Source organism: Oceanisphaera psychrotolerans (assembly GCF_001870485.1).
In the GTDB taxonomy this organism is placed as follows: Bacteria; Pseudomonadota; Gammaproteobacteria; order Enterobacterales; family Aeromonadaceae; genus Oceanimonas; species Oceanimonas psychrotolerans.
This window is the reverse complement of sequence record NZ_MDKE01000013.1, coordinates 57,319-68,739: the sequence shown is the minus strand read 5'-3', so window position 1 is coordinate 68,739 and position 11,421 is coordinate 57,319. Positions and strand designations below refer to the sequence as shown.

The window sequence follows — 11,421 nt, the reverse complement described above, 5'->3', positions numbered from 1 at the left end:
CTTCATAACGCAGTAGGATGGCCATGACTCGACGGGCATGCTGCTTGTCGCGCGTAGTCTGAATAATCTTGTGCATTCGGCGTCGCTCTGGGCGAGGTAGGGGTGGTAAGATCGGCATGAACTCAGTCCTTTGGGTGTCGTTTTGTTTTGTTTGGCGACTGATCAGATCGCACAAACTGGACTGAGTTCCCTTCCTTACAGTGATCTACTATTCGGAACAGCTATTTAGTACAGACAATAGATCTCAAGCTAAAAGTAAAATAGAAGCACAAGTAACCCCTTCGTAAGCTTGCTTTTTTAGAAAAAATGCCCAAAAATGAGCCTTAAGGTCACATTGAGGGTTTTATAATGATACTACGTTTTGGTTGTAGCAATTTTAAGTCTATTAGCGAGTATCAAGAGCTACTAATGACAGCAACTAATAGCAAGCAAGATGAGGAGTATAACTTATTCGAACCTGAGGGACTTCGTGAAAAAGTTCTTCCCATAGTAGCTATTTATGGTGCGAATGGTGCAGGAAAAACAAATGTAATAGCTGCATTAATGTTTTTTGTTCATACTATTTTGCATAATCATAGACGTGATTTTAGTGAAATTAATTTTCCTAAGTTTAAATTAGATCCTAGCTTCGAAAAATCTGAATCAGAGTTTGATATAGATTTTATGTTTGAAGGAGTTCATTATAACTATGGGTATATTGTTAATGATGGTGTGGTAAGGAGTGAGTGGCTTTATTCATTTTCATATAAGCAGAGAGCATCTAGAACAGTATTGTTTCATCGGGATGTTGAATCTGAAGATGGAGAGTATTATTTCAATAAAGTATTAAAGGGGAAGAATAAATCTATTTCTGATGTTACATCTAGAAGTTCTCTTTTTTTATCTACTGCTGCAAAGTCAAATCATGATTTAATTAATAGAATATATGATTATTTCAAAAGTTCATATAATTTCAGGTTTAGAAACGACGTTCAAGAAAATGCGATAGCTAAGAAGATCAAAGATAACAATCTGACTAAAGATATTGGTAGCTTTCTTTCTTTGATTGATATCGGCGCAGTGGAAATGAACGTAGGGATATACGAAGTTGATGATGAGCAAAAAGAAATTAAGGCTAGTTTCAAACAAGCTCTGATGTCAGTGCTTAATAGTAAGGAAAATGTTGATTTTAAATTTCCAGATGACGACTCGAATATAGAATACAAAATATCAATATCTAGAAGAAACAGTAATGATAAGTTGGTTAAGTTTAAATATGGCGATGAAAGCTTAGGTACAAAGTCGTTAATATCTTTATTGGCGTCAGTATTTTTGATACTTAGGGAAGGCGGTATTTTTGTTGTTGATGAGTTGGAGTCTAGTCTACACACATTGTTATCTCTGAAGGTTGTTGAGTTGTTTAATTGCTCAAGAATCAACTCAAAAGGTGCTCAGCTAATATTTACAACTCATGAAACCCAATTATTGAATTATAAAGGTTTTAGAAAGGATGAAGTCTGGCTGGCAGAGAAGTGTGAAAATGGAAGCACTAAGATAGCGCCTCTTTCTGATTATTCTATACCAAATAAATCTAATGTGCGTAATGGTTATTTAGATGGTCGTTTCGGTGCAGTTCCGTTCCTCGGGCTAATGAATAATTTTGAGAAGCTGTGGAGTGAATAGTGGCCAGAAACATCAGGAAGTCCAGCAGTGTATCTAGAGGCAAAGGAAGTTCAATTAAGCCAAAGATAAAAATAATTGCTTATTGCGAGGGGAAAAATACAGAGCCTGAATTTTTAAAAAGTTTTAGTCTAATACATGGGAATGGATTAATTAAAATAGAGTGTGTTGGAGCCGCAGGTGTGCCGGTTACTATTGTTAATACTTGTGCAGAGAAAATTAGAGAATTAAATAAGATAGCAAAAAAAAGTAATGAGCCATTAGATAATGATTATCAAGTGTGGGCCGTATTCGACCGAGATGAACATCATAATGTTGAAGCGGCAATAGAAAAAGCAAGAGCTAACAATATCAAAGTCGCCTTTTCTAATCCTTGTTTTGAAATTTGGCCCTACTTACATTTCGATAACCAAACTGCACCTATACACCGATTGGATATGCAGAAAAAGTTAGAGGGTGTTTTGGAAGGGTATGATCACAAACGAAGTAAAACGGTATGTGCTAAAAAAATCCATGAAACAGGTAACTATGAAAAAGCTAAACGTCGAGCTATTGACATGATCGCGCAGCATGAACAAGTTGGCATTATGAAAGTAGATATGAATCCGTCAACTAATGCTCATGAGTTGCTTGATTTAATAATTAAAAATGGTCGAAGAAAAACATCTAAATAATATCACTCAGCGCCGTACTTGGGGTCAGGTCTTGTCTCTTGCCTTCTGCAGCAAGGCACTTGAGTCGGGAGGCAGGGGAGAAAAGAAAGACCTGACCTCTGTGATGCCATATCAAAGCGAAACTCATATGAAGCTTTGGTGTTATAGGTAGCTCGGGTTGAAAATTGGAATAGCGAGTTGCCCGCAGACGAGACCAACAAGCGGCGCCGGAATATCAGGGAGGGCAAAGGGATTCGCTCTGCCGACCATCACATGACAGGGATATCATGTGCTGAGCGTCACAGGGATTGTGCTTGAGCGAGTCGGCGGAGCGGACCCTTTGTCCGACCTTTATCGAGTTCCGAAAGCGGACATTGGTTGAATGGTTTAAGGCAAACAAAAAGGCCGAGCAATCGCTCGGACTTTTACTATTTATATCAATAGTTTATCTCATGGTAACGAATTCTTCGGCGCCAGTCGGATGTATCGCTACGCAGGAATCGAAGTCGGCCTTGGTGGCGCCCATTTTCACGGCGACGGCGAAGCCTTGCAGGATTTCATCCATGCCGAAACCGATGCCGTGAATACCGACGATTTTCTCGTTGTCACCCACACACACCAGCTTCATCTTGCAGGGCTGGCGGTGGCTGGTCACGGCGGTGTACATGGCGGTGAAGGACGAGGTGTATACCTTCACCTGATCGTCGCCGTGCAGTTCCCGGGCCTGGGGCTCGGTTAGCCCTAAGGTGCCGATGGGCGGATGACTGAACACCACGGTGGGGATCAAGTCATAGTCCATCTTGGCGTCGGGCTTGTTGTTGAACAGCCGCTCGGACAACTGGCGACCGGCCTTCACGGCCACCGGGGTCAGTTCCACATAGCCGATGTTGTCGCCTACCGCGTACACGCCGTTGGCGGTGGTGTTCTGATACTCGTCCACCTTGATGTAGCCGTGCTGATCCACCGACACGCCGGCGGCCTCCAGATTGAGGCTCTTGGTCAGCGGGCGACGACCGATGGCCCATATCAGGCAGTCCACAGTGAGCTGCTCGCCGTTGTCCAGATGCAGGGTCAGGCTGCCGTCAGCATTTTTCTCTACGCTCTTGGGCACGGAATGGGTGTGTAGCTGCGGCCCTTCGGTGTTCATCACCTCGACCAGGGTGTCGGTCAGCATCGGGTCGAAGCTGCGCAGCGGCGCCTGCTTGCGCACCAGCAGGTGGGTTTCCGAGCCCAGGGCGTTCATCACCCCGGCCAGCTCCACCGCGATGTAGCCGGCGCCGACTACCGCCACCCGCCTGGGCTGCTCGCTCAGCTCGAAGAAGCCGTTGGAGTCGATACCGTGCTCGGCACCGGGAATATGCGGCACTATGGGCTCGCCGCCGGTGGCGATCAGGATGTGGTCGGCGGTGTATTCTTCGCCGTTCACCTCAAGGGTGTGGGCATCCTTGAAGCGACCGAAGCCCTTGATCACGGTGATGTTGTTGTTGCCTAGCACCCGGTCGTAAGACTGATGAATACGGCCGATATAGGCCTGGCGGCTTTCGACCAGTTTTGACCAGTCGTGGCCCTTGAGCTCGACATCAAAGCCGTAGTCGGCGGCATACAGCTTGACCGCATCGGCAATCTGGGCGCCGTGCCACATCACCTTCTTGGGGACACAGCCGACATTGACGCAGGTTCCGCCCAGGTCTTTGGCTTCAATAAGAGCCACTTTCTTGCCGTGCATGGCCGCCCGGTTGGCAGAGGCAATGCCGCCGCTGCCGCCGCCGATGGCGATATAGTCGAAATGTTGTGCCATATGTCTGCTCCCTGGATAAGTGGGTTCAAGTAAAGCCGTTGGCCGATTGTACACCAAGTTTTACCGCAGCAGGCGGTCAGTAAATAGCCGGACTGTCTCTCTATCGGGTGCTGAATGCATGAAAAGCTTGAACATTGTCCCTAGGATCACCATGTTAGGGGTATTCCCTCGCTTGCCTGCGGGCAAGGCGACGGCCAAAACAATAAGAGGTACAGGACATGACGAACCCGCTACTGACCATGGACGGTTTGCCGCCGTTCAGCCAGATCAAACCGGAACATGTAAAGCCGGCGGTAGAGCACGCCATTGCGGATTGCAAGAAGCGGGTCGAAACCGTGCTGGCCCGCCAGGAAGACTTTACCTGGGACAACCTGGTGGCCCCGCTGGAAGAGGTGAACGATCGCCTCGGGCGCATCTGGTCACCGGTGAGCCATCTCAACAGCGTACTGAACAGCGAGGAATGGCGTCAGGCCTATGAGTCCTGTCTGCCGTTGCTGTCCGAATACCACACCTGGATGGGACAGCACCAGGGGCTGTTTGAAGCCTATCAGGGGCTGGCGGATCGGGACAGCTTCAAGAAGCTGAGCCTGGCCCAGCAGAAAGAAGTGGGTAACACCCTGCGCGACTTCCGGTTGTCCGGTATCGCCCTGGAAGCCGGCCAGAAGCAACGCTTTGGCGACATCAAATCGCGGCTGTCGGATTTGGCATCCACCTTCTCCAACCGGGTGCTGGATGCAACCCAGGCCTGGACCAAGCATATTACCGATAAAGATCAGTTGTCCGGTCTGCCCGAGTCTGCCCTGGCGGCCGCCCGGGCCCAGGCCGAATCGCGTGAGCTGGACGGCTGGGTCTTTACCTTGGATATCCCGTCTTATCTGCCGGTGATGATGTATGCGGACGACGCCGGCCTGCGTGAAGAGCTGTATCGTGCCTACTGCACCCGGGCCTCGGATCAGGGCCCCAACGCCGGCGAGTTCGATAACACCGCCATCATCGAAGAAACCCTGGCGCTTAAGCAGGAGCTGGCCGCGCTGCTGGGCTTTGACAACTATGCCCAGCTCTCTCTGGCCACCAAAATGGCCGAAAGCGAGCAACAGGTGCTGGACTTCCTCAATCAGCTGGCCGAGCGTTCCTATCCCCAGGGGCAGGCCGACCTGGCCGAGCTGACCGAATTTGCCCGCGAGCATCACGGCGTCGAGCAGCTCAACGCCTGGGACGTCACCTATTACGGCGAAAAGCTCAAGCAGCACAAATACACCATTTCCGACGAGGAACTGCGCCCCTATTTCCCGGAACACAAGGTCATTCACGGCCTGTTTGAAACCGTCAAACGGCTGTTCGGTGTCAAGGTCGTCGAGCGCTTCGGGGTGGAAGAATGGCATCCGGACGTGCGCTTCTTCGACATTTTCGGCGAAGACGGCGAGCTGCGCGGCAGCTTCTATCTGGACCTGTACGCCCGCGCCAACAAGCGTGGCGGCGCCTGGATGGACGACTGCATCGGCCGCCGCTACCGGGAAGACGGCAGCCTGCAAAAGCCGGTGGCCTACCTCACCTGCAACTTCAACGGCCCGGTGGGCGATACCCCGGCGCTGTTTACCCACAACGAAGTCGAGACCCTGTTCCACGAGTTTGGCCACGGCATTCATCACATGCTGACCAAGGTGGACGTGGCCGGGGTGGCCGGCATCAACGGCGTGGCCTGGGATGCGGTGGAGCTGCCCAGTCAGTTCCTGGAAAACTGGTGCTGGCAGCCCGAGGCGCTGGCCTTTATTTCCGGCCATTACGAAACCGGCGAGCCGTTGCCGGCCGATCTGCTGGAGCGGATGCTGGCGGCGCGCAATTTCCACTCGGCGCTGATGATGCTGCGCCAGCTGGAATTCGCCCTGTTCGATTTCCGTCTGCATATGGCCAGCGATGGCGCCGAGCCGGGCCGGGTTCAGGCCATTCTGAACGAGGTGCGCAAGACCGTTTCGGTACTGCCGCCGCCGGCGTTCAACCGCTTCCAGCACAGCTTTGCGCATATTTTTGCCGGCGGTTATGCGGCGGGCTACTACAGCTACAAGTGGGCCGAAGTATTGTCGAGTGACGCCTTCTCCCGTTTCGAGGAAGAAGGGATATTCTCGGCCAGGACCGGGCGTGATTTCCTGCATGCCATTCTGGAGCAGGGTGGGTCGAAGGAGCCGATGGAGCTGTTCAAGCAGTTCCGCGGCCGGGAGCCGAAAATAGACGCCCTGTTGCGACACTCGGGTATCACCGCCTGAAGAACATTCGAGAAAACAAGGTGGCTGCGGCCACCTTTTCTACAGGTGCCTCCCCGGTGTTATCCGCCGGGGAGGCATTGTCGTGTCCGGAGCCGGCGATACCGTTTCGGCTGGACCCGGTCGATGTCGTCACCGGCTTGCCCGACCGGCACGGTTTTATCGAGCACCTGCTGAACTGCTGCTGCCGTGGCGAGCCTTTTGCGCTGATGATCCTCGACCTGAACCATTTTCACGTGATCAACAATGCCATGGGCCACCGGGTGGGCGACCGGGTATTGCGGGCCGTGGCCGAGCGGTTGCAGGGCCGGCTGCGCGAGCAGGATTTCATTGCCCGCATCGGCAGCGATGAATTTGCGTTGCTGATACCGGGCATAGTGCAGCACCGACAGGCCCTTATTTTCGGGCAGCACCTGCTGGATGCACTCCGGCGACCACTGCAGTTGTCCGAACAGCGGCTGTATGTAGAGGCCACCCTGGGCGGGGCCTTGTGGAAGGACTCGACAGGCGATGGGGACACCCTGCAGCAGCAGGCCGAGATAGCGTTGTTCGAAGCCAAGCAGAACAAGCAGCCGCTGGTGCTGTATCACGATCGGTTCAACGGTCAGCAGAACCGTCGCTTGCTGCTGCAGCACGAGCTGGTGGAAGCCATCCGCAATAATGCCCTCAGCCTGCATTATCAGCCTATCGTCGATACCGTCAGCGGCCGCATCACCAAGCTGGAGGCGCTGGTACGCTGGCGGCATCCGTCGCTGGGTTATATTTCGCCGGCGGAGTTTGTGCCGGTGGCGGAAGAGTGCGGCATGGTACAGGCACTGGGCGACTGGGTGCTGCAGCGAGCCTGTGCCGACCTGTGCCGGCTGCAGCAGGCCGGTTATCCGCTGGATATGGCGGTGAACCGCTCCAGTCTGGAGTTTCAGGGCCTGGGGCTCAATGGCGATGAGTGGCTGTCGGTGATTGAGCGGCAGGGCCTTTCGCCCCGGCGCATTATCTTCGAGATTACCGAGTCGCTGTTCATGCAGGGTAACGAGCAGCATCTGGAGCGGATTCAGGCGCTGCGCGAGGCGGGGTGTCGCATTGCCATCGATGACTTCGGTACCGGCTATTCGGCGCTGAATTATCTGCGTGCCTTTCCCATCGATCTGGTCAAAATAGACAAAAGCTTTATCGATCACCTGCCCGGCAACCATCGTGATGGCCTGCTGCTGGAGGGCATATTGCGTATTGTCGGCGATCTGGGCATGTCGGTGGTGATGGAAGGGGTGGAAAGCGCGGCTCAGGCCGAGTATCTTGCGCACCAGCCTTGCCACTACCTGCAAGGTTATCTGATTGCCAGGCCGCTGGCGCTTCGTGAACTGTTACCTTTTTTGGGATCCTATGCCGGACATTCAGTACCCGCTGCAGATTGAACTGGAAGACGCCGCGCTGGCCGGTGAGGCCGAGCAACTGACGCGGGCCATGCAGGGAGTCAGCGCGCCCGCGCCTTTCGCCCTGGTGCTGACCGAGGGCCGCCTGGAATTGCGCAAGCTGGACGAGCCCAAGCTGGGCGCCGTGTACGTGGACCTGGCGGAAGGCGCCGCGGCGCACCGGCGCAAGTTTGGTGGCGGCCGTGGCCAGTCCATCGCCCGGGCGGTGGGCCTCAAACACGGTCACACGCCGAGCGTGGTCGACGGTACCGCCGGTCTGGGACGGGATGCCTTCGTGCTGGCGTCACTGGGCTGCGAGGTGACCCTGTGCGAACGCCATCCGGTGGTGCATGCCTTGCTGGCCGATGGCCTGCGCCGGGCGGCGCTGGACCCGGATATCGGCCACTGGGTCGGTGAGCGGCTGCGGCTGTTGCCCTTCGGGCAGACCCTGACGGACATCGATCATCAGCCGGATGTGGTCTACCTGGATCCCATGTTCCCCCACAAGAAGAAGGCGGCGCTGGTCAAGAAGGAGATGCGGGTGTTTCACTCGCTGGTGGGGCCGGATGAAGACGCCGACGCCCTGCTGCCGCTGGCGCTGCAACTGGCCCGGGCGCGGGTGGTGGTGAAGCGACCCGGCTATGCGGGCTTTCTCAATGAGGTGAAACCCTCCGCCCAGATAGCAACCAAGAACAACCGCTTCGACCTTTATGTGAAGCAGGCGCTGTAACCCGGATCGTGCGCATTCCTTTTGTTTAGATTAGGCTAATTTAATAATCTGCAGCGAGAGGACGAGGCAATGGCGGAACACAGGGCACCCCTGGTAAAGGCGTTTCTGGAGCCGGACAGCGAAACCTTCAGCTACGTGGTATACGACCGGCCGGGTGGACAGGCGGTGGTGATCGATCCGGTGCTGGACTTCGACTATGCCGCCGGCCGCACCGGTACCGAGTCGGCGCAGCGGCTGCTGGATTTTGTGCGTGAGCAGCGGCTGACCGTGCCCTGGATCCTGGAAACCCACGCCCACGCGGATCATCTGTCGGCGGCGTTCTTTCTGCGGGATCGGCTGGGGGGCAAGATTGGCATCGGCGAGCAGATCACCGCGGTGCAGGCCATTTTTCGTGATGTATTCGAGCTGGAACCCGAATTTCTGCCCGATGGCAGCCAGTTCGACCGCCTGTTTGCCGATGGCGACCGTGTCGAGGTGGGGGAGCTGCATATCGAGGTGCTGCACACCCCCGGCCATACGCCGGCGGATCTGAGCTATGTGATCAACGGGCAGGCGGCGTTTGTGGGGGATACCCTGTTCATGCCCGATGTCGGCACGGCCCGTTGCGACTTTCCCGGGGGCAGCGCGAGCCGCCTCTATCGGTCGATTCGGACGCTGCTGGCCCTGCCGGAGAGCACCGACATTCATGTGTGTCACGATTACCCCACGGCCGATCGCAAGCACCGCCATGGCACCACGGTGGCCGAACAGCGGCAGCACAACATTCATGTACGCGACGGCATCGACGAGGCGAGCTTTGTCCGGATGCGGCAGGAGCGGGACGCCACCCTGGCCATGCCCCGCCTGATCCTGCCGGCCATTCAGGTCAATATCCGTGCCGGACAGATGCCCCCGGCGGATGAACAGGGCAAGGTGTTTCTGAAAGTGCCCATCAATCGGCTATAGCACTGCGGCACTACTGCAGCAGTTCGGTAATGGCGCCGGCCTGGCCGCGGATGCGCTGCACCACCTGGCCGGCCCGTTCCGATACCCGGGTCGACTGCAGCTTGAGCTCATCCATCAACCCCATGAAGCGGCCGAGTTCGGCAGCCTGACTGTCGGCATGGCCTGCGCCCTGCTCGGCCATCGAGGTCGTGGCTTCGGAGGTGGTTCTTACCTGCTCGGTCATCGCCATCAGGGTCTGGGCCTGTTCATGCTGGGCAACGGCGGCCCCCATCATCTTGCTGATGGTCAGCTTGAGCTCGTCGCTGCCCTGCCGTAACCGCTCCATGATGTTGCCGATTTCGGTGAGAGAGCCCTGGGTGTTGCCGGACAGTTTGCGTACCTCGTCGGCCACCACCGCAAAGCCGCGACCCTGTTCGCCGGCCCGGGCCGCTTCGATGGCGGCGTTGAGCGCCAGCAGGTTGGTCTGCTCGGCAATCTGCTGAATCACCCCGATAATGGCGGCGGCATCGTCGACCGAGCTGGTCAGGCTGTTCAGGGCCTGCTGTCCGGTAAGGGCGGCGGCCTGGCTTTGTCCGGCGGTTTGCACCAGCTGTTCGACCTGTTCCCGGCTGACGTCCATGGCTTGCAGGTTATCGCGCGCGGTGAGGGCGATATCGTCGGTGGCCTGGCGCATCTGCTGGGCCAGATGATTGAGCTCGTTGACCATGTCGACGCCGCCGCTCATGGTCTGATCGGTGCTGTGGGCATGATTCTGAATATCGAGCACTTCTTCGACCATCTGCTCCAGTGCCCGGGACACATGCAGCAGTTGGTCGGCCCGACTCTGTTGCTGCTGCTGCAGCCGGTCGAGCAGGCCGTTGAAGTTGCTGGCAATCTGGCCCAATTCGCTGTTGGGGTGGGTGACCTCGAGGGGAGCGAGTTCGCCCTCCTGCAGCAGCTGGCGAAAGGCGTTACGCAACTGCACCAGGCGGAGTACCACCAGCTGGCGCTGAAACAGGTAGCTGAGCAGGGCAAAGAGCAGCAGGCCGGCACAGAGACCCAGCAGCACCAGGGTCAGCTGTCGGTAATTTTGCTGACGGTCGGTTTCCTGTTGTGCCACCAGCCGGTCCAGTTGTTGCTCTATGTCTGCCAGCCCCGCGGTCAGCGTGGCGGAAGCCTGGGAGCGCAGCGCCAGGTTTTCATTGGTGTTGGCCAGCTCCTTGGGATAACGATTCAGCAGGCTTGATACTTCCCGTTTGGGCGTATCACCGATTTCTACCGGTTTGGGTTTGCGCAGGGCGAATTCGTCGGCTTCCGGTGTCTGGTAGATGCCGAGCAGTGGCAGCGCCTGGAGTTGCTCCCCCAGTTTTTCCAGCTCGGTCAGCTGGAAGTCGAGCGCCGTTTTCAGCTGCGGTGTGCCGTTGGTGATGTAGCCCTGGCGCAGGTGGATCAGGCGGGGCAGCGCCGCTAGCATTTCGGCGGCAAGAGACTGGTAACGGGCGGCCAGCGGATGGTCGGTGTCGGCATAACGGGCCAGGGTGCGCAGCTGATCGGCCAGTTCCTGTTCCGCATGCTGCAGCAACTGCTGGCTGTTGCCCGAGAGCTTGCCCGCCGCACGAAAGTCGTTGGTCAACTGCTCATACAGGCGGTTGACTGACTCCTGGGCCGGTTCTGTGCCGGGATAGGTCGTCAGGGTCGTTGCCATGGCCTGCAACTGCTGCTCCGCCGCGGTCAGCAGGCTGGTATCGCCCTGGGTCAGATAGGCGGAAATGGTGCGGTACAGCCCGATATTGGCATCGCGGCGCAGTTGCTCGAGCTCGGCCCGGCTCTCTTCGCCCTGCTGCAATCGCTGATCCCCCAAGTAAAAGGCACCGGCCAGAGCCAGCGCCAGCAAGATCAGCAACAGCGAAGACAACAACGAAAACAGCGACACCTTCATCAGACAGACCCTAACGTATCCTTGTGTCCGACAACATTAAGACAAATTCGTGAC

Annotated in this window: 8 protein-coding genes and 1 pseudogene; 6 read left to right on the top strand and 3 right to left on the bottom strand. The window is 55.9% G+C overall.

The window, feature by feature from the left end:
• A pseudogene (locus BFR47_RS17755) lies at positions 1-118 on the bottom strand (IS630 family transposase); the annotation flags it as partial.
• A gap of 290 nt (positions 119-408) precedes the next feature.
• Between BFR47_RS17755 and BFR47_RS06590 the strand changes: the two are divergent.
• The gene (locus tag BFR47_RS06590) at positions 409-1,662 is read left to right on the top strand and encodes an AAA family ATPase (RefSeq protein WP_175514073.1); all 1,254 of its coding nucleotides are present in this window, start codon (positions 409-411) and stop codon (positions 1,660-1,662) included.
• Positions 1,662-2,333, top strand: a complete 672-nt coding sequence (locus tag BFR47_RS17450) for an RloB family protein (protein WP_175514072.1) — start codon at positions 1,662-1,664, stop codon at positions 2,331-2,333. Before BFR47_RS06590 ends, BFR47_RS17450 begins: the two co-directional genes overlap by 1 nt.
• Positions 2,334-2,757: 424 nt before the next feature.
• On the opposite strand, the gene gorA is transcribed toward BFR47_RS17450, so the two are convergent.
• Positions 2,758-4,110 carry a glutathione-disulfide reductase gene (gene gorA / locus BFR47_RS06585; protein ID WP_071472329.1) on the bottom strand — a complete coding sequence of 451 codons (1,353 nt, stop codon included), beginning with the start codon at positions 4,108-4,110 and terminating at the stop codon, positions 2,758-2,760.
• A gap of 218 nt (positions 4,111-4,328) precedes the next feature.
• Between gorA and prlC the strand changes: the two genes are divergently transcribed.
• The 4 genes from prlC to BFR47_RS06565 all read left to right on the top strand — a co-directional run bounded on the left by prlC (position 4,329) and on the right by BFR47_RS06565 (position 9,449).
• Entirely contained in the window at positions 4,329-6,371 is a 2,043-nt protein-coding gene (gene prlC / locus BFR47_RS06580; RefSeq protein ID WP_071472328.1) for an oligopeptidase A, read from the top strand.
• Between the two features lie 77 nt (positions 6,372-6,448).
• A complete protein-coding gene (locus BFR47_RS06575; protein WP_245748828.1) occupies positions 6,449-7,777 on the top strand; it encodes a putative bifunctional diguanylate cyclase/phosphodiesterase in 1,329 nt (442 codons plus the stop codon).
• The gene (locus BFR47_RS06570) at positions 7,746-8,504 is read left to right on the top strand and encodes a class I SAM-dependent methyltransferase (protein WP_175514071.1); all 759 of its coding nucleotides are present in this window, start codon (positions 7,746-7,748) and stop codon (positions 8,502-8,504) included. The genes BFR47_RS06575 and BFR47_RS06570 overlap by 32 nt, the downstream gene beginning before the upstream one ends.
• Before the next feature lie 69 nt (positions 8,505-8,573).
• Positions 8,574-9,449, top strand: coding sequence for an MBL fold metallo-hydrolase (locus BFR47_RS06565; protein ID WP_071472327.1), 876 nt, complete (start codon positions 8,574-8,576; stop codon positions 9,447-9,449).
• Between the two features lie 10 nt (positions 9,450-9,459).
• Here the strand turns inward: BFR47_RS06565 and BFR47_RS06560 are convergent, their stop codons facing one another.
• Entirely contained in the window at positions 9,460-11,367 is a 1,908-nt protein-coding gene (locus BFR47_RS06560; protein WP_071472326.1) for a methyl-accepting chemotaxis protein, read from the bottom strand.
• Positions 11,368-11,421 lie beyond the last annotated feature (54 nt).

Excerpts from the sequence above, each read along its gene's own strand:
- BFR47_RS06590 (WP_175514073.1), top strand. The coding sequence starts at position 409 with ATGACAGCAACTAATAGCAAGCAAGATGAGGAGTATAACTTATTCGAA.
- gorA (WP_071472329.1), bottom strand. The coding sequence starts at position 4,110 with ATGGCACAACATTTCGACTATATCGCCATCGGCGGCGGCAGCGGCGGC.
- prlC (WP_071472328.1), top strand. The coding sequence starts at position 4,329 with ATGACGAACCCGCTACTGACCATGGACGGTTTGCCGCCGTTCAGCCAG.
- BFR47_RS06570 (WP_175514071.1), top strand. The coding sequence starts at position 7,746 with ATGCCGGACATTCAGTACCCGCTGCAGATTGAACTGGAAGACGCCGCG.
- BFR47_RS06565 (WP_071472327.1), top strand. The coding sequence starts at position 8,574 with ATGGCGGAACACAGGGCACCCCTGGTAAAGGCGTTTCTGGAGCCGGAC.
- BFR47_RS06560 (WP_071472326.1), bottom strand. The coding sequence starts at position 11,367 with ATGAAGGTGTCGCTGTTTTCGTTGTTGTCTTCGCTGTTGCTGATCTTG.